The sequence below is a fragment of the Streptomyces sp. BE20 genome (assembly GCF_036322525.1).
In the GTDB taxonomy this organism is placed as follows: Bacteria; Actinomycetota; Actinomycetes; order Streptomycetales; family Streptomycetaceae; genus Kitasatospora.
In genome coordinates this window covers 32,165-49,500 of sequence record NZ_JAQYWW010000471.1, presented here as the reverse complement: position 1 = coordinate 49,500, position 17,336 = coordinate 32,165, and the positions used below count along the sequence as shown (strand labels likewise).

Here is a 17,336-nt window from a genome sequence, read left to right as displayed (position 1 = left end):
CCATGGCAACGCTTGAAATCCGCGACCTGCACGTCTCCGTCGAGACCGAGAACGGTCCCCGCGAGATCCTCAAGGGCGTCGACCTGACCGTGAAGCAGGGCGAGACCCACGCCATCATGGGTCCGAACGGCTCCGGCAAGTCCACCCTCGCCTACTCCCTCGCGGGCCACCCGAAGTACACCGTCACCAGCGGCACCGTGCTGCTCGACGGCGAGGACGTCCTGGAGATGTCCGTCGACGAGCGCGCCCGGGCCGGCGTCTTCCTGGCCATGCAGTACCCGGTCGAGGTCCCCGGCGTCTCGGTCTCCAACTTCCTGCGCACCGCCGCCACCGCCGTCCGCGGCGAGGCTCCCAAGCTGCGCCTCTGGGTGAAGGAGGTCAAGGAGGCGATGGCCGGCCTCCAGATGGACCCGGCCTTCGCCGAGCGCAACGTCAACGAGGGCTTCTCCGGCGGCGAGAAGAAGCGCCACGAGATCCTCCAGCTGGAACTCCTCAAGCCGAAGATCGCGATCCTCGACGAGACCGACTCCGGTCTCGACGTCGACGCGCTGCGGGTCGTCTCCGAGGGCATCAACCGGGTCCGCTCGACCGGCGAGGTCGGCACCCTGCTGGTCACCCACTACACCCGCATCCTGCGGTACATCAAGCCCGACTACGTCCACGTTTTCGCGGCCGGCCGCATCGTCGAGTCCGGCGGTGCCGAGCTGGCCGACAAGCTGGAGGCGGAGGGCTACGAGTCCTACGTGAAGGGCGGCGCTTCCGAGTGACCCATACGCACGAGTCGAGGGTCCTGTCGGGCCTGCTCGACACCGACGCGATCCGCAAGGACTTCCCCGTCCTGCAGCGCCTGCTGCACGACGGCAAGCCGCTGGTCTACCTCGACAACGCCGCCACCTCGCAGAAGCCCCGCCAGGTGCTCGACGCGCTGAACACCTACTACGAGCGGCACAACGCCAACGTCCACCGCGGCGTGCACGTGCTCGCCGAGGAGGCCACGGCGCTGTACGAGGGCTCCCGTGACAAGGTCGCGGCGTTCATCAACGCGCCGAGCCGCAACGAGGTGATATTCACCAAGAACGCCTCCGAGTCGCTCAACCTGGTCGCCAACATGCTGGCCTGGGCGGAGGAGCCCTACCGGGTCGACGCGGACTCCGAGATCGTCATCACGGAGATGGAGCACCACTCCAACATCGTCCCGTGGCAGCTGCTCGCGCAGCGCAGCGGCGCGAAGCTGAAGTGGTTCGGGCTGACCGACGAGGGCCGACTCGACCTGTCGAACATCGACGAGCTGATCACCGAGCGGACCAAGGTCGTCTCCGTGACCCTGGTCTCCAACCTGCTCGGCACGGTCAACCCGGTCGAGGCCATCGTCCGCAAGGCCCAGTCGGTCGGCGCGCTGGTCGTCATCGACGCCTCGCAGGCCGCGCCGCACATGGTGCTGGACGTGCAGGCGCTGGAGGCCGACTTCGTCGCCTTCACCGGCCACAAGATGCTCGGCCCGACCGGCATCGGCGTGCTCTGGGGCCGCCAGGAGCTGCTGGAGGACCTCCCGCCGTTCCTCGGTGGCGGCGAGATGATCGAGACCGTCACCATGGGCTCGTCCACCTACGCCCCGGCGCCGCACAAGTTCGAGGCCGGTACCCCGCCGATCGCCCAGGCGGTCGGGCTCGGCGCTGCCGTCGACTACCTGACGAACATCGGCATGGAGAGGATCGCCGCCCACGAGCACGCGATCACCGAGTACGCGGTCGAGCGGCTGCTGGAGGTCCCGGACCTGCGGATCATCGGCCCGCGCACGGCCGTCGACCGCGGCGCCGCGATCTCGTTCACGCTGGGCGACATCCACCCGCACGACGTGGGCCAGGTGCTCGACGAGCAGGGCATCGCGGTGCGCGTCGGCCACCACTGCGCGCGGCCGGTCTGCCTGCGGTACGGAATTCCGGCGACCACGCGGGCGTCGTTCTACCTGTACTCGACGCCGGGCGAGGTCGATGCCCTGATCGACGGCCTCCACCACGTCCGGAACTTCTTCGGCTGACGGGACGGGGCACGCGAACATGAAGCTCGACTCGATGTACCAGGACATCATCCTGGACCACTACCGCAACCCCCACGGCAAGGGGCTGCGCGACGGTGACGCCGAGGTGCACCACGTCAACCCCACCTGCGGGGACGAGATCACCCTGCGGGTGCGGCTCGACGGCGGCACGGTCGCCGACGTCTCGTACGAGTCCCAGGGCTGCTCGATCAGCCAGGCCAGCGCCTCGGTGCTGAACGACCTGGTGGTGGGCAAGACCGTCGGCGAGGCGCAGGCGGTCCAGGAGGCCTTCCTGGCGCTGATGCAGAGCAAGGGCCAGGGCGAGGGCGACGAGGAGGTGCTGGAGGACGCGGTCGCGTTCGCCGGCGTCTCCAAGTACCCGGCCCGGGTGAAGTGCGCGCTGCTCAGCTGGATGGCCTGGAAGGACGCCACCGCCAAGGCCCTGGCCGAGCACCCCGCCGTCAACGACTGAAGCAGAAGAGGAGGACAGACACATGAGTGACACCGAGACGCCGACCCCTTCCGCTTCCGCCGAAGAGGGTCCGACCGTCATCGTCGGCACCACCGCCGGAACCGTCTCCGTCGAGGACCTGACCGAGGCCCTGATGGACGTCGTCGACCCGGAACTGGGCATCGACGTCGTCAACCTGGGCCTGATCTACGGCATCCACATCGACGAGTCCGACGTGGCCACCATCGACATGACGCTCACCTCGGCGGCCTGCCCGCTGACCGACGTCATCGAGGACCAGGCCAGGACCGCCACCGACGGCCTCGTCCAGGACCTGCGCATCAACTGGGTCTGGATGCCGCCGTGGGGCCCCGACAAGATCACCGACGACGGCCGCGACCAGCTCCGCGCCCTCGGCTTCAACGTCTGACGGTCGGATCTTCCGCCGATCCACTGCCGCGCGAACCTCCCCTTCGGGGGAGTGATCGCGCGGCAGTGGTGCGTCTGCCGGCGGACGCGGCCGAACGCCGCTGCCCGGGACGGATCCTCCGTCCCGGGCAGCGGCGTTTCCCGTGGTCAGGCGTGCCTGGGCCGGCGGGCGACGGCGACGGCCAGGGCGGCGCAGAGGGCTGCGGCGAGGAGGACGAAGCCGCTGGTGGCGGGGAGGAGGCCGTAGGTCTGGACGAGGGCGCCGACGGCGACGATGGGGAGGGACGAGCCGAGGTACACGATCACCCAGAGGGAGGAGAGCTCGGAGCCCCGGCGCTCCGGGTTCATCGCGGCGACGGCGCCGGTGAAGAGCGAGCGGAACGCGATCCCCTGGCAGGCGCCGCCGAGGACGCTGCCGATGAACAGCAGGGCCGGGGTGCCGGTGTACTGGGCGGTGACGACCAGGCCGAGGCCGGTGGCCAGGCCGGTCATGCCGAGGGCGATGACCAGGCGGTCGGCGGTCGGCGGGACGAGCAGCTGGGCGGCGGCCGAGGAACCGAGCAGCAGGGCCGCGACGACGGCGCCGGTCAGGCGGGAGTCGGTGTGCAGCAGCTTGGCGGAGAAGGCCGGGGCCAGGCTGAGGTAGACGCCGAAGACCGCGTAGGAGATGAAGCCGGCCGAGGAGGCCAGCAGGAACTCGCGGCGGCCGGTGATCGGCAGGGCCAGGCGCTGCGGACGCAGGTGGGCCGGGGTCGTGATGCGGGGCGGGGAGGCCGGCGGGCGGTTGCGGCCGGGCATCCGGGGGTGGACCAGCGCGAGCGGCACGCAGAGCGCCAGCAGGGCGATCGCGTGCAGCAGGAACGGGGTCAGCAGCGGGTCGGAGCCGCCGGCCAGCAGGGCGCCGACCACCGGGCCGAGCGCCACACCGCCCGCGGAACAGGCGAGGGTGAGCTTGGCGGCCAGGGTGGGGTGGTCGGGCAGCAGGTCCCCGAGGGCGGCCCCGGCGGCGCCGGTGGACAGGCCCACCGCGACGCCCTGGACGGCGCGGCCGGCGGCGAGCTGCCAGAAGCTGCCGGAGGTGGCGAAGACGACGTCCCCGGCGGCGGCCAGGGCCACGGCGGGCAGGATCAGCGCCCGCCGGCCGAGGTGGTCCGACCAGTGGCCGACCGCGGCCAGCACCGGGACCAGCGCGAACACGTAGATCGTGAACAGGACGGTGGTGTCCAGCGCGGTCAGGGACAGCCGCTGTTGGAGCAGCGGGTAGATCGGGGTGGCCAGGTTGGCGCCGATCAGCATGAAGAGGAGGGCGGCGGCGACGAGGCCGACGCGGACACCGCGCAGCGCGTTCCAGCGGCTGATCGCGGCGAGCCGGAGCTGGGCGCGGGGCGCGAGCTCCAGGGGAAGCAGGGCCTCCGACAGTCGGCGTCCGTCGAGCTGCGCGGTGCGCAGGCCGGAGCCGGCGGGGGAGAGGTCCGCCATGGCAGGGGTCTCCTGTGGCCGGGCACCACCGGGGTCGGCGGGGTATGCCGGCGCGCCCGTCCTGGGCGCTGTGGTGGTGGCCTCGGTGCGGGGCTCCCTGGTGGAGCGGGTGAGCTGAAGCGGGCTTCGTTGCCCGTGGGCCCGCGCGGGGTGTGCGCGGTACCGATTCGAAGGATAAGGGGTAGGCGCGCGCTCGCGGCGCGCGCCCCTTGAGGCCGGGCATCGGGCGTGCGCGGCCTATACGCTGAGGTGATGGACCGGTACGCGCGGGTGATGCCGCGGGGCCGGCGGATTGACCTCGGGGTAGGGAGAACGCGCAACGATGGCCGCACGACGTCGTAAGAACGCCGGGACCTCGGAGGCGGGCACGCCGGGCGAGGGTGCGGTGCTGCCCGCCGACCTGGAGCTGCAGGATCTGTACGGGGCGTTCGCCGCACACGGGTTGGACGACGACGACCTGGACGACTCGGCCGTGCTGGTGCCGCCGGTGACGCTGCCGCCCGAGGCCGAGCTGGCCGCGCAGGCGAAGGCCGTCCCGATGTTCGGGTGGGCCCTGGAGCTGGCCCGCTGGACGGCCCCGCACCGCACCGTGGACGAGTTCGGCGACCTCACCGACCCGGACCGGGAGCCGGCCGCCCGGCTGCTCGGCCTCGCGCCGGAGGAGGGCGAGGTGTCGGAGGAGGCCGTGGTCGAGGCGATGCGCGCCTGGTCGCTGGCCTGTGACCTGGATCTGATCGAGATCGGTACCACGGCGGCCGGCGAGCACGTCGCCGTTCCCGGGCCGGACCTGGAACCGGCCGAGGAGGGGGACCCGGAGACCGTTCTGGAGCTGTGGCTGACCGCCGCCGGGATCGTCCGCGAGCTGGCCGTCGAGGCCGACTCGATGCCCGAGCCGGGTCACGAGGGGCACGGCGGTCACGAGGGCGGGGAGGACGCCGAGGGCTCGGAGACCTCGGCGGACGAGGACGAGGACGAGGACGACGAGGACCGGCTCAGCGAGGTCGAGGAGGCCCGCGACGAGGCCGCCGAGCTGCTCGACGAGGCGCTCCAGGTGCTGTACGAGACCACGGCCTTCGCCGAGCCGGGCGGCGAGACCGTGCCGCTCGGCGTGCTGGCCGCGCTCCTGGTGGTGCCGGAGGGCGAGGAACCGAGCGAGGAACTGCTCGGTGACATCACCGACGTGATGGTCGCCCTGGACCCGATGCTCGCGGACCTGGCCGAGCTGGGCCTGCTGGACTACCGGCCGATCGACCCGGACCTCTTCGACGAGGAGGAGGGCGAGGCCGCGGTGCCGGAGGCCGACACGGAGGAGCCGCTGGACGAGGCGGAGTCCGCCCGCTTCGGGCTGGTCCGCCTCACGCCGCTGGGCCAGTACGGCATCCGGCAGTGGCTGCTGGAGGACGGCTACGACGCGCCGCTGGTCGGCGACCTGGCCGGGGGCGACGCGGCCGCGCTGCTCAGCGGGATCAGCGAGGCCGCCAACGTGCTGCCCGAGGAGGAACTGCGGGTCTGGATCACCGACCGGGATCCGGTGGAGGCGGCGCGCGAGCTGCTCGCCGCGGCGCGCGGCCACGACGCGTACGCCCCGATGCGCCGGATGCTCTGCCACTCGGCGCTGACCATGCTCGGCGGGCCCGCCGAGCCGGCCGTCCGGGAGGTGCTGGACGACCCGGAGCTCGGCGGCGGGGCGCGGACCTGGCTGGTCTCGCTCGGCGCGGCCGACGTGCCCGCGCCCGAGCGGGCGATGGCGCTGTGGACGGTGGTCGACGCGTTCGCGGCCCAGCTGCTCGACTCCGGCGGCGACCCGGAGCAGCTGCGCGAGCTGATCACGGACCTGCCGGTGACCGGCAATCCGGCGAGCTACTTCGGCGAGCTGTGGCGGGTCGACCACCCGTACACGGCGGACGTGCTGGAGGCGGTCGGCGAGCTGCACCTGGACCGGACGGTCGCCAAGGAGGCCCGCAAGGCGGCGTTCAAGGCGCGGTCGAAGGGCTGAGCCGCCCGGGGCCGCCCGGGTGGCGGGTGGCCCGGCTGCGGGGGCGGCGGGGCGCCCGGCCCGCCCGATCGGTCGCCGGCCTCACGGCAGGTCCAGCGAGCCGCCTTCGGCGATCGGGAAGAACGGGTTGTGGGCCAGCTCCCAGAGGTGGCCGTCCGGGTCCTCGAAGTAGCACGAGTAGCCGCCCCAGCTGGTCGGCGCCGGCGGCTTGACCACCGTCGCGCCGGCCGCCGCCGCCCGCTCCAGCGCGGCGCCCACCTGGGCGGGCGACTCCAGGTGCACCGCGAGGGTGACGCCCCGGAACGAGGGCTCGCCGCCGGCCGGCACACCCGCGTCGGCGGCCAGCTCGTCGTGCGGGAAGAGGCCGAGCACCGAGTCGGCGGTGCGGAACCAGACGATCTCCGGGCTGGAGACGGAGGAACGGCGCCAGCCCAGCGCCTCGTAGAAACGGGCACTCTCGTCGAGGTCGGTGACCCCGAGGGTGACGATGCTGATCCGGGCCGGGAATTCCGTGATTGCTGTCATGCCGGCCAGCGTACGAAGGGGGACCGACAGCCGGGCGCCCGGACACGGCCGCCGGCCGCCGGTTCCGTTTGCCGGGCCGATCGGCCCGCTGCGACAAAGGGCCTGATGACCCGGCAGGTCGGGCCACGTATCGTTGCCCGCAGTCGACGGGGCACGGCGAGGACCAGGAGGTGCGGCGCGGGATGACGCGGGCGAGCGGCAGCGGGCGGGACGGCCGGCACAGGGACGGCGCGGGGACGGTGGACCGGTTCGACCGGCCGGACGGATGCCGCGGTGACGACCTGGAGGAGTGCCTGGCGGCCCAGGAGGAGTTCGCCCGCCGCACCCTCGCCTCGGCCTCCTTCCCGGTGTACGGCGCCGCGCCCCTGCTCGGGCCGGGCGGGGCCGTGCTGGTCGCGTTCGAGGCCGGTGGCGCCGCCTCCGGCGCTGCCGGGACCGAGGCGTCCGGTGCGCGGTTCGGCGGTACGGGGACGGCCGGCGCGGGATTCGGCGGCGTCCGTACCGTCGCCGGGCCGGGCTGGATCGAGGTCGGCTCCGGCGACTGGAGCTCCCCCGACGGCCCGTTCATCACCGTGCGCACCCACCGGCCCGGCGTCGAGCGCCTCGGGCCGCTGCCCGAGCTGGACGACGTGGTCGAGGACGAGCGCGACCGCGTCTACGAACAGCTCGGGGTGGACGAGGGGGACGGCCCCGGCCGGGTCCGGGCGCTGCGCGAGTGGATCACCGTGGACGGCGAGCCGCGCGCGGTCGAGGTGCACGAGGACCGGCGCGGGCTCTGGTCCGGTGCGGCGCTGCCCGGCTGCTGCCCGATCAGCGGGGCCGAACCCGTGTGGGCCGGCCGCCTCCGGCTGGACGGACTGACCGTCACCGTCTGCGGCCGCGGGGTGCCGCCCGGCGGCGTCGAGCTGGCCCGGATCGGTGACCAGGAGCGGTACCTGCGGGGCCGGACCGCGATGCTGCGCGACCTGGCCGTCCGGCGGGGCCGCCAGGTACCCCTGGGCGAGCGCGAACTCGCCCTGGCCACCGGCCTGGAGGCGCACCGGGCGGTGATCGCCCAGGGCATCAGCGAGGCCGCCGCGGTCGAGGCGCGGGTCCGGGCCGGACGGGCGCCCAGGCCGTCCCGCGGAGCCCGCGCGGAGGCGGGCGCGCTGCGCTGGGAGACGGCCGTGCGGCAGCAGATGCGGCTCGCCTCGGAGACCCGGGAGGAGGCGCTGGCCGCGGTGGCGGCGATGGTCGAGCAGCTCAACCGGCTCTCCCAGCTGACCCACTGGGTGGTGGGGACGCCGGAAGGGGACGCCGCGGTCGAGGAGGTGATCCGGTACACGGTGTTCGCCAGCGAGGTGGCGAGCCTGCCGGCGCAGCGGGCCTGGGAACAGGTCCGGCGCGGCCGCGCCGGCCGGGGGCCGGAGGACCGGGTTCAGGAGGGGCTCGGGGAGGGCGAGGAGCACCGTCTCTGCGAACAGCTCTGGCTGGCCTCCTGGGAGCAGTGGCGGGTGGCCCGGAACGGTCGCTGAGCCCCCGTTCGCCCGCTCGACCTGCGGTTCGTCGGGGAAGGGCGGATCATGAGTTCGAATACGGTCGGCAAATGACCACCCTGACGAGGCATCTGCTTAACCGTGCGTTCACCGAACGGGCGGAGTCTCTGGGCGTCGACGTCCAGCCTCGACACCTCGCACGCCATGCACCGGGGACCGTCCCGGTCGGCGCCACCCCTCAGGAGTGACTGCCATGTCGCTGTCCCGCCGGGACTTCGTCAACCGTTCCACCGTCGTCGGGGCCGGTGTTCTGATCGCCGGCAGCGCCGAGGCGCTGGCCAGCGCGCCGGGCGCGATCGCCGCCCCGGTCGGCGGCGAGGCGCCGGCCGCCGCCGTCGCCGAGGCCGAGCGGGTGGCCGTCGGCTACGGCCCGCTGGTCCAGGACCCGGAGGGCCTGCTCGCGCTGCCCAAGGGCTTCAAGTACAAGGTCGTCAACCGGACCGGCGTCACCAAGCTGCGCACCGGCGAGTTCACCCCGAGCAACCACGACGGCACCGCGGCGTTCGAGGACGAGCGCGGCGGCAACCTGCTGGTCGTCAACCACGAGCTGTCCGGCGGCCGTGCCAACTGGCCGAACCCGGTCCCGCTGATCGAGGGCCACGTCTACGACCCGGGCGCGGCCGGCGGCTGCACCATCGTGCACGCCAAGGCCAACGGCAAGGTCGAGCAGTGGGTCGGCATCGCCGGTACCTCCACCAACTGCGCCGGTGGCGTCAGCCCGTGGGGCACCTGGCTGTCCGGCGAGGAGACCGAGGACAAGGCCGGCAAGAACGGCCTGACCAAGGACCACGGCTACATCTTCGAGGTCGACCCGTTCGACGACGACTACAACCGCGACCCGCAGCCGGTGAAGGCCTTCGGCCGGTTCGCCCACGAGGCCGTCGTCGTCGACCCGAAGCGCGCCCACGTCTACCTGACCGAGGACGCCTCGAACCCGAACGGCCTGCTGTTCCGCTGGACCCCGCCGGCCGGCTTCAAGCACGGCCGCTACCAGCTGCGCAAGCTGGCCGCCGACGCCGGTCTGCTGGAGGCCTTCAAGGTCTTCGACGCCCAGGGCAAGTTCGTCGACGACCTCTCCCGCGCCACCACGGTCGGCACCACCTACGGCGTGGACTGGGTCAAGGTCGAGGACCGCGACGCCCGCACCGTCTCGATCCGCAAGCAGTTCAAGGACGGCGAGGTCACCCGCGCCCGCAAGCTGGAGGGCATGTGGTGGGGTGACGGCGGCTTCTACTTCGTCTCCAGCTTCGCCCGCTCCGAGAGCCCGGTGCAGCACGACGGCCAGGTCTGGTTCTACAACCCGGTCCGCCGCACCATCACCCTGAAGGTGCTGCTGGGCGTCAACACCGACGTCTTCGGCGACCACGACAACTACGACGGCCCGGACAACATCACCGTCTCGCCGTACGGCGGCATCGTGATCGCCGAGGACGGCGAGGGCGTGTCCCACCTGTTCGGCGCCACCGAGGACGGGCTGACCTACCCGATCGCCCGCAACGACCTGAACATCGGCACCGCCACCAAGCCCGAGTTCAGCGAGTTCACCGGCGTGACCTTCTCGGACGACGGCAAGACCCTCTTCGCCAACATCCAGGTCCCCGGCATCCAGCTGGCCATCACCGGCCCGTGGCACCGGCTGAACGAGCACAAGCGCGGCCAGGGCTACGGCGCCTGAACCGACCGCAGGTGAGTGACGGGGGCCCGCTTCGGCGGGCCCCCGTCGCGTCCCCCGACGGGTGCGTCCCCCGGGGGCCCGGACCAGGGCCGGGCGTGGAGCGGGCGGGCTACGGCTCGGCCGGGAGCCGGAGCTGGAGCATGGCCAGCAGGCGTTGCTGCGGCTGGGCCAGGTCGATGCCGGTCAGCTGTTCGGCCCGGCGGACCCGGTAGCGCAGCGTGTTGGGGTGGATGTGCAGGGCGTCCGCCGCGACCCTGACCTCGCCCAGCGCGTCCAGCCAGGCCAGCACCGACTCGCCGAGCCGGGTGCCGTGCCGGCGGTCGTACGCGGTGAGCGCGGTCAGCCGCGGGTCGCGCAGGCCGCCGCGCTCCTGGAGCAGCGCCAGCACCTCGCTGACCAGTACCTCTGCCTGCACGTCGATCAGCGCCGCGACCTCCAGGTCCACCCCGCCGCGGCCCATCGCGTCCAGGATCCGGTCCGCCTGCGCCCGGGAGTCGGGCACCTGGGCGAGGCCCTCCACGGTCGACCCGATCGCCGCCCGCAGCGGGACGCCCAGGTGGTCCCGGGCCGCCTCGACCACCTCCCGCGCCCAGTCCCGCACCGTCGCCATCGGCAGGTTGGCCGGCAGCTCCGGCAGCAGCACGTACACCCGGGACTCGATCGGCGCGAGCAGCGCGGTCCGGTGCCGGGCCGCCGTGTGCACCGAGATCAGGCCGGTCACCTCGGCCCGGGTCAGCTCCTCGGTGGAGCCCGCGCTGTACGCCAGCACGGTCGCCGGGCGGCGCAGGTCCAGCCCCAGGTGGGTGGCGAGCGACTGCGCGCCGGTGGAGCCCTCCAGCAGGCCGGTGAGCAGCGTCCGGGTCAGCCGGACGTCCGCGGACAGCTCCCGGCGTCGGCGCACCAGCTGGGCCGCCGCCACCCGCGCCGCGCCGACCAGGGCCTGCTCGGCCAGCGGCGCGAGCGGCTGGGCCCCCTCCTGCACCCAGATGGTGCCGAGCGGCTGCGCGCCGGCCCGGATGCCGATCGCCAGCCGGCGGCGCAGGCCCAGCTCCGGGTGCGGGTCGACCGCGATCGCCGTGTCCGAGGTGCGCAGGTGCTGGAAGACGCCCCACTCGCGGAGTTTCGACAGATACGGTTCGGGGCCCTGCCAGCCGAGGATGGAGAGCCGGCGCAGGTCGTCCACCTCGTCCGAGTCGGAGGAGCGCGAGTAGGCGAGCACCCGGCTGGAGGTGTCCTCGATCGAGACGATGCCACCGGTGAGGACGGCGACCGTCTGGGCGAGCGAGAAGAGGTCGCCGGCGTTGTGCTCGGCGGTGCCCGGCGAGTCCGGGGTGTCCGGCCCGGCGATGATCGCGCGGGCGAGCGAGTCGAGGTGCTCCCAGCGGGTCTCCCGGCGGACCGAGAGCAGGGCCACGCCCGCCTCGGTGGCCGCCTCGCGCAGCGCGTCGGCCTGCCCGGGCGCGTCCAGTTTGACGGCCACCGCGGCGGCGCCGGCCCGTCCGGCCGCACGCAGCGCCGGGAGGGCGGCCCGGCCCCGGGCGCCGATGGCGAGCACCAGCTCGCCGGTGGCGGCGGTGGGCGGGTCCTCCGGGTCGAGGATCGCCACGTCGCGGACGGCGACGTCCAGTCCGTGCGGGGCGGCCTGGAGCTCGACCAGCGGCTCGCCGAGCGACATCAGCAACTGGCGGAGCGGGATGCCCGGGCTGGTCATCGGTCCGCCTCCTTCGGGCACCGGCCGGCCCCGTCCGGGGACCGGTCCGCCTTCCTTCCGCCGCCTCGCCGTTGCGGCGGTCCGCGCGTCGATCGGCGCGTCGATCGGCGCGATCGGCCGGCTGTTCATCCAGTTGGACAACGCCGTGCGAATGATTTTAGCCGCCCGGCCAATCAAGCGGGCCCTGGTGCGGGAATAGCGTTCGTCCTGTGGCCGTCGTGCGACCCGCGCCGGCATCCCCGCAAGACATGAAGGAGAGCGTGCGCTCATGGATGCTGTGACCCAGGTCCCCGCGCCGGTGAACGAGCCGGTCCACAGCTACGCCCCGGGCAGCCCCGAACGGGCCCGTCTGGAGGCCAAGCTGAAGGAGCTGGGCGGCCAGGAGCCGGTCCAGCTGACCATGACGATCAACGGTGAGCGCCGCATGGGCGCCGGCGCCGAGATCCACGTCGTCCAGCCGCACAACCACGCGGCGAGGCTCGGTACCCTGCGCAACGCCACCCAGGCGGACGCGCAGGACGCCGTCGATGCTGCCCTGGCCGCTGCCCCGGCCTGGCAGGCGCTCTCCTTCGACTCCCGCGCCGCGATCTTCCTGCGGGCCGCCGACCTGCTGGCCGGCCCCTGGCGCGAGACCCTGGCCGCCGCCACCATGCTCGGCCAGTCCAAGACCGCCCAGCAGGCCGAGATCGACACCCCCTGCGAGCTGGTCGACTTCCTGCGCTTCAACGTGCACTTCGCCCGGCAGATCATGGCCGAGCAGCCGATCTCCTCGGACGGCGTGTGGAACCGCAGCGACCACCGCCCGCTGGAGGGCTTCGTCTACGCGATCACCCCGTTCAACTTCACCGCCATCGCCGGCAACCTGCCGACCGCGCCGGCGCTGATGGGCAACGTGGTGCTCTGGAAGCCGTCGCCGACCCAGCAGTTCTCCGCGCACCTGCTGATGCAGCTGCTGGAGGCGGCGGGCCTGCCCAAGGGCGTCATCAACATGGTGACCGGCGACGGCCTGGCCGTCTCCGAGGTCGCGCTGAAGCACCCGGCGCTGGCCGGCATCCACTTCACCGGTTCCACCGCCACCTTCCAGCACCTGTGGCGCGAGGTCGGCACCAACATCTCCGGCTACCGCACCTACCCGCGGATCGTCGGCGAGACCGGCGGCAAGGACTTCCTGGTCGCCCACCCGTCCGCCGACAAGGCCGTCCTGAAGACCGCGATGACCCGCGGCGCCTTCGAGTTCCAGGGCCAGAAGTGTTCGGCGCTCTCGCGCGCCTACGTCCCGGCGTCCATCTGGGCCGAGCTGAAGGACGAGTTCCGCGACGAGGTCGACGGCCTCACCATGGGCGACGTCAGCGACCTGTCGAACTTCATGTCCGCCGTCATCGACGACCGGGCGTTCGCCAAGAACAAGGCCGCGATCGACCGCGCCCAGGCCGACCCGCAGGTCGAGGTGCTGGCCGGTGGCACGTACGACGACAGCGTCGGCTACTTCGTCCGCCCGACCGTCCTGGTCTGCCAGGACCCGGCGAGCGAGTACTTCCGTGACGAGTACTTCGGCCCGGTCCTCGCCGTGCACGTCTACGAGGACGACCGGTACGACGAGATGCTGACCCAGATGGAGTCGGTGTCGGACTACGCCCTGACCGGCGCGATCATCTCCCAGGACCGCGAGGCCGTCCAGCACGCGATGCTCAAGCTGCGCAACGCGGCCGGCAACTTCTACATCAACGACAAGCCGACCGGCGCGGTCGTCGGCCAGCAGCCGTTCGGCGGCGCCCGCGCCTCGGGCACCAACGACAAGGCCGGCGCCAAGCAGAACCTGGCCCGCTGGACCTCGACCCGTTCGGTCAAGGAGACCTTCGTCCCGCCGACGGACTACCGCTACCCGCACATGGGCTGAACGTCCTCCCCCCGGGACCTTGTCCCCTGACGCCCGGTCCCGCAACCGGCCGTCCCTCGGGCGGCGGACCCCACCCCCCGGTCCGCCGCCCGCCTTTCTGCCACCCTTAGAAGCACCAGTTCCAGGAGTCACGATGCTCCGTTCCGCCCTCCTCGCGGCCTCCCGTTCCCCGCAGGTCCGCACCGTCGTCGAGAAGTTTCCGCCGACCCACGCGATAGTCGAGCGCTTCGTCGCCGGCGAGGCCCTCGACGACGCCGTCACCGCCTGCGACGACCTGGTCGCCACCGGCCGCAAGGTCACCCTGGACCACCTCGGCGAGGACACCCAGGACGCGGCCCAGGCCGCCGGTACCGCCGAGGCCTACGAGCACCTGCTCGCGGCCCTCAAGGACACCGGCCTGGCCGCCGGCGCCGAGGTCTCGGTCAAGCTCTCGGCCGTCGGCCAGTTCCTCCCGGTGGACGGCGAGAAGATCGCGCTGGAGAACGCCCGCCGCATCTGCGAGGCCGCCGCCGACGCGGGCACCACGGTGACCCTCGACATGGAGGACCACACCACCACCGACTCCACCCTGTCGATCGCGCGCGAGCTGCGCGCCGACTACCCGTGGCTCGGCGTCGTCCTCCAGGCCTACCTGCGCCGGACCGAGGCCGACTGCCGCGAGTTCTCCGGCGCCGGCTCCCGGGTCCGCCTCTGCAAGGGCGCCTACAAGGAGCCCGAGTCGGTCGCCTTCCAGGGCAAGCACGAGGTCGACCTCGCGTACGTCCGCGCGCTCAAGGTCCTGATGGCCGGCGAGGGCTACCCGATGATCGCCTCGCACGACCCCAACATGATCAAGATCGCCGGCCAGCTGGCCCAGTGGAACGGCCGCAAGCGGGACTCGTTCGAGTACCAGATGCTCTTCGGCATCCGCCCCGAGGAGCAGCTGCGCCTCGCAGGCGAGGGCAACACCATGCGCGTGTACCTCCCGTACGGGCAGGAATGGTACGGGTACTTCATGCGCCGCCTCGCGGAGCGCCCGGCCAACCTGACGTTCTTCCTGCGTGCCATGGCGACCCGCGGCTGACGACCGCCGCCGAGGACACGGCCCGTACCCCCGATGCGCGGAGGGGTGCGGGCCGTTCTCGTCGTCCGGGGCCGGAGCTCGGAGGAAGTCCTCCTGCGACAGGGAACCCGTGATCGGTAGCTCGTGCGCCACAGCACGCGTGATGCCCCTCCTTCGGATGCGCGTCACGCCAGTGGCGGGTCGGAGGAGTTGTGCCGTGCGGGACGGTCTTTCACCCGATGGTGTGGGACTGGCTGCGGCGTAGGATCCTCCCGCTGGTGAACTGGGCTGCGGGAAGAAGGAGTTGGCATGGTGATGAAGCGGTTCGCGGAGCTGTCGACGCCGTTGGTGGCGGACGCGTGCGTGCGGCTCGGCGTCGAGGTGCGGGTGGCGCCCGCCGGGGTGGCCGCGGTGGCCCCGGGGAGCCGCGTCGCCGGGCGGGTGCTGCCGGTGCGGCACTACGGCAGCGTCGACGTCTTCCTGGAGGCGTACGGCTCCGCGGAGTCCGGGGACGTGCTGGTGATCGACAACGGCGGGCGGGTCGACGAGGCGTGCGTCGGTGACCTCGCGGTGCTGGAGGCGCGGGCCTCCGGGGTGGCCGGGCTGGTGGTGTGGGGGCTGCACCGGGACACGCCGGAGCTGCTGGAGATCGGGCTTCCGGTGTTCAGCTACGGCAGCCTGCCGCTCGGGCCGGTCCGGGTGGACGCCCGGGAGCCGGAGGCGCTGACCACGGCCCGCTTCGGCCCGCACCTGGTGAGCGCCGGGGACGTGGTGTTCGCGGACGCGGACGGCGCGCTGTTCGTCCAGGGCCCGCGGGTGGACGAGGTACTGGAGACCGCCGTCGGGATCGCCCGCACCGAGCGCGTCCAGGCGGAGCGGATCCGTTCGGGCGACACGCTGCGCCGGCAGACCGCGTTCGACCAGTACCTGGAGCGCCGTGCCCGGGAGCCGGAGTACACCTTCCGCCGGCACCTCCGGCAGGTGGGCGGGGCGATCGAGGAGTAGCCGCCCCGAGGGCGCGAACGGGTTGACGCGGCAGGGAGCCGACGGGCCCGGCTGCTCCTGTTCGCGGGAGCGGCCGGGCCCTCGGTGGTGCCGGTACCGGCACCGGTGCGGGTGCGGTCAGAGCATCGAGGCGGCGGGCTTGACCATCGCCCGGGCGGTCTTGGCGTCGACGTACTCGCCGATCGCGGTCATCACCCACTCGCCCGAGAACTGGCGGACCAGCTTGCACATCACCACGCCGGTGCGGGGCTCGGACTGGGTGAGGTCGAAGCGGACCAGCTCCTGGTTGGAGGACGCGTCGACCAGACGGCAGTAGGCGTTCTTGACGTCGGTGAACTTCTGCCCGGAGAAGGAGTTCACGACGAACACCAGGCCGCACACCTCCGGCGGCAGGCCGTTGAGGTGGACGGTGATCGACTCGTCGTCGCCGCCTCCCTCGCCGGTCAGGTTGTCGCCGGAGTGGGCGATGGAGCCGTTGAAGATGCCCAGCTTCATGAACCAGGCGGTGTCCAGCTTCTCGCGCTTCGCGTCGAAGGCGATGCAGGACGCGTCGAGGTCGATGTTGCGGCCGCGGCCCGCGGGCTCCCAGCCGAGGCCCATCCGGATGGAGGAGAGGAAGGGCTTGCCGTTCTTCTCCAGGGAGACCGAGCCGCCCTTGGTGAGACTGACCCGGCCCTTGTCCAGGGTGACCTTGGTGAGGGACGGTGCGGTCGGGGGCGCCGGCGGCACGGGCGGGGCGCCCTGCGGCATCGGTGGGGCGGAGGCCATCGCGACCCGGGGGTCGACGGGCGTCTGGACCGTCCGGGCCGTCGGCGCGGCGGGGGCCGGCGCGGCGGGCGGGGCGACCGGGGCTGCGGCGGGGGCCGTGGCGGCCGGGGCGGCCGGCTCCTCGACGCTGACGCCGAAGTCGGTGGCGATGCCCGCCAGGCCGTCGGCGTAGCCCTGACCGACCGCGCGGACCTTCCAGGCGCCGTTGCGCTGGTAGACCTCGACCACGATCAGGGCGGTCTCCCGGCCGAGCGGCGGCGGGGTGAAGGTGACCAGCACCTCGCCCGTGGCGCTGTCCCGGACGGTGGCGGTCGGCTCGATGCCCGCGAAGGTGGCGCCGGACTCGTCCGGGCTGGCGGTCACCACGATCTTGGTGATGCCGGCCGGGACGGCGGCGGTGTCGATGGCGATGGCGTCCGGGCCGCCGGCGGAAGCCGGACGGTGGGTCACGCCGGGCCCGTTCGGGGCGTTGTAGAAGACGAAGTCGGCGTCCGAGCGGACCTTACCGTCATCGGTCAGCAGCAGGCCCGAGACGTCCAGCGCCTTGGGTGCGGTGACCTCGACGGTCACCCGCGCGGTGGTCAGCGGGGCGTTTCCGCCTTGGGTCAGGACCGTGGACACGAACTCCTCCTGGGATGCGGTGGTGCGGGGCCGGCCCCGTGGGACGGGACGGCTGTGCCGACTGGCGACCACAGTAACGAACGAGGTGGCCGAGATGAGCCCGAACGGGAGCCGACCCGTCCGGTGGCCGGGCGGTCCTCCGGCGGGCGACCCGGTGGTCGGGC

Annotated in this window: 14 protein-coding genes; 10 read left to right on the top strand and 4 right to left on the bottom strand. The window is 73.0% G+C overall.

Annotated features, from left to right (window positions below; genetic code table 11):
• Positions 1 to 2 precede the first annotated feature (2 nt).
• Genes sufC through PUR61_RS05880 form a run of 4 tightly spaced genes read left to right on the top strand, consistent with a single transcriptional unit; the run spans position 3 to position 2,919 of the window.
• A complete protein-coding gene (gene sufC, locus PUR61_RS05895) occupies positions 3 to 767 on the top strand; it encodes a Fe-S cluster assembly ATPase SufC (RefSeq protein WP_329876331.1) in 765 nt (254 codons plus the stop codon).
• Between the two features lie 23 nt (positions 768 to 790).
• On the top strand, positions 791 to 2,038 hold the full coding sequence (locus PUR61_RS05890; protein ID WP_329876441.1) for a cysteine desulfurase: 1,248 nt from the start codon (positions 791 to 793) through the stop codon (positions 2,036 to 2,038).
• 19 nt (positions 2,039 to 2,057) lie between these two features.
• Positions 2,058 to 2,510: a Fe-S cluster assembly sulfur transfer protein SufU gene (sufU, locus tag PUR61_RS05885; protein ID WP_329876329.1), complete on the top strand. Its 453-nt coding sequence runs from the start codon at positions 2,058 to 2,060 to the stop codon at positions 2,508 to 2,510.
• A gap of 22 nt (positions 2,511 to 2,532) precedes the next feature.
• Positions 2,533 to 2,919: a metal-sulfur cluster assembly factor gene (locus PUR61_RS05880; protein WP_329876327.1), complete on the top strand. Its 387-nt coding sequence runs from the start codon at positions 2,533 to 2,535 to the stop codon at positions 2,917 to 2,919.
• Positions 2,920 to 3,065: 146 nt separating this feature from the next.
• Here PUR61_RS05880 and PUR61_RS05875 read toward each other — a convergent pair whose 3' ends face one another.
• On the bottom strand, positions 3,066 to 4,397 hold the full coding sequence (locus PUR61_RS05875; protein WP_329876325.1) for an MFS transporter: 1,332 nt from the start codon (positions 4,395 to 4,397) through the stop codon (positions 3,066 to 3,068).
• A gap of 322 nt (positions 4,398 to 4,719) precedes the next feature.
• On the opposite strand from PUR61_RS05875, the gene PUR61_RS05870 reads away from it, so the two are divergent.
• Positions 4,720 to 6,393 (top strand): hypothetical protein, encoded by a 1,674-nt coding sequence (locus tag PUR61_RS05870; RefSeq protein ID WP_329876323.1) that lies wholly within the window; start codon positions 4,720 to 4,722, stop codon positions 6,391 to 6,393.
• Positions 6,394 to 6,474: 81 nt separating this feature from the next.
• On the opposite strand, the gene PUR61_RS05865 is transcribed toward PUR61_RS05870, so the two are convergent.
• Positions 6,475 to 6,918 carry a VOC family protein gene (locus tag PUR61_RS05865; RefSeq protein ID WP_329876321.1) on the bottom strand — a complete coding sequence of 148 codons (444 nt, stop codon included), beginning with the start codon at positions 6,916 to 6,918 and terminating at the stop codon, positions 6,475 to 6,477.
• Between the two features lie 182 nt (positions 6,919 to 7,100).
• Here PUR61_RS05865 and PUR61_RS05860 point away from each other — a divergent pair, with 182 nt between their 5' ends.
• Both PUR61_RS05860 and PUR61_RS05855 read left to right on the top strand, forming a co-directional pair.
• Entirely contained in the window at positions 7,101 to 8,432 is a 1,332-nt protein-coding gene (locus PUR61_RS05860; protein WP_329876319.1) for a hypothetical protein, read from the top strand.
• Positions 8,433 to 8,646: 214 nt separating this feature from the next.
• Positions 8,647 to 10,128: an alkaline phosphatase PhoX gene (locus PUR61_RS05855; protein ID WP_329876317.1), complete on the top strand. Its 1,482-nt coding sequence runs from the start codon at positions 8,647 to 8,649 to the stop codon at positions 10,126 to 10,128.
• Between the two features lie 109 nt (positions 10,129 to 10,237).
• Here the strand turns inward: PUR61_RS05855 and PUR61_RS05850 are convergent, their stop codons facing one another.
• Positions 10,238 to 11,839, bottom strand: a complete 1,602-nt coding sequence (locus tag PUR61_RS05850; protein ID WP_329876315.1) for a PucR family transcriptional regulator — start codon at positions 11,837 to 11,839, stop codon at positions 10,238 to 10,240.
• A 268-nt stretch (positions 11,840 to 12,107) separates the two neighbouring features.
• Here PUR61_RS05850 and pruA point away from each other — a divergent pair, with 268 nt between their 5' ends.
• From pruA to PUR61_RS05835, 3 genes are all read left to right on the top strand, one after another.
• Positions 12,108 to 13,736: an L-glutamate gamma-semialdehyde dehydrogenase gene (pruA, locus tag PUR61_RS05845; protein WP_329876313.1), complete on the top strand. Its 1,629-nt coding sequence runs from the start codon at positions 12,108 to 12,110 to the stop codon at positions 13,734 to 13,736.
• Between the two features lie 133 nt (positions 13,737 to 13,869).
• A complete protein-coding gene (locus tag PUR61_RS05840) occupies positions 13,870 to 14,799 on the top strand; it encodes a proline dehydrogenase family protein (protein ID WP_329876311.1) in 930 nt (309 codons plus the stop codon).
• A 288-nt stretch (positions 14,800 to 15,087) separates the two neighbouring features.
• Complete coding sequence (locus PUR61_RS05835) at positions 15,088 to 15,783, top strand: RraA family protein (protein ID WP_443035127.1); 696 nt, start codon at positions 15,088 to 15,090, stop codon at positions 15,781 to 15,783.
• Positions 15,784 to 15,900: 117 nt separating this feature from the next.
• Here PUR61_RS05835 and PUR61_RS05830 read toward each other — a convergent pair whose 3' ends face one another.
• On the bottom strand, positions 15,901 to 17,160 hold the full coding sequence (locus tag PUR61_RS05830) for a TerD family protein (RefSeq protein WP_329876437.1): 1,260 nt from the start codon (positions 17,158 to 17,160) through the stop codon (positions 15,901 to 15,903).
• Positions 17,161 to 17,336 lie beyond the last annotated feature (176 nt).

What these genes read in the sequence shown, in the direction of transcription:
- sufC (WP_329876331.1), top strand. Translation starts at nt 3, where the DNA reads ATGGCAACGCTTGAAATCCGCGACCTGCACGTCTCCGTCGAGACCGAG.
- PUR61_RS05875 (WP_329876325.1), bottom strand. Translation starts at nt 4,397, where the DNA reads ATGGCGGACCTCTCCCCCGCCGGCTCCGGCCTGCGCACCGCGCAGCTC.
- PUR61_RS05835 (WP_443035127.1), top strand. Translation starts at nt 15,088, where the DNA reads ATGGTGATGAAGCGGTTCGCGGAGCTGTCGACGCCGTTGGTGGCGGAC.
- pruA (WP_329876313.1), top strand. Translation starts at nt 12,108, where the DNA reads ATGGATGCTGTGACCCAGGTCCCCGCGCCGGTGAACGAGCCGGTCCAC.
- PUR61_RS05870 (WP_329876323.1), top strand. Translation starts at nt 4,720, where the DNA reads ATGGCCGCACGACGTCGTAAGAACGCCGGGACCTCGGAGGCGGGCACG.
- PUR61_RS05865 (WP_329876321.1), bottom strand. Translation starts at nt 6,918, where the DNA reads ATGACAGCAATCACGGAATTCCCGGCCCGGATCAGCATCGTCACCCTC.
- PUR61_RS05840 (WP_329876311.1), top strand. Translation starts at nt 13,870, where the DNA reads ATGCTCCGTTCCGCCCTCCTCGCGGCCTCCCGTTCCCCGCAGGTCCGC.
- PUR61_RS05860 (WP_329876319.1), top strand. Translation starts at nt 7,101, where the DNA reads ATGACGCGGGCGAGCGGCAGCGGGCGGGACGGCCGGCACAGGGACGGC.
- sufU (WP_329876329.1), top strand. Translation starts at nt 2,058, where the DNA reads ATGAAGCTCGACTCGATGTACCAGGACATCATCCTGGACCACTACCGC.
- PUR61_RS05850 (WP_329876315.1), bottom strand. Translation starts at nt 11,839, where the DNA reads ATGACCAGCCCGGGCATCCCGCTCCGCCAGTTGCTGATGTCGCTCGGC.
- PUR61_RS05880 (WP_329876327.1), top strand. Translation starts at nt 2,533, where the DNA reads ATGAGTGACACCGAGACGCCGACCCCTTCCGCTTCCGCCGAAGAGGGT.
- PUR61_RS05855 (WP_329876317.1), top strand. Translation starts at nt 8,647, where the DNA reads ATGTCGCTGTCCCGCCGGGACTTCGTCAACCGTTCCACCGTCGTCGGG.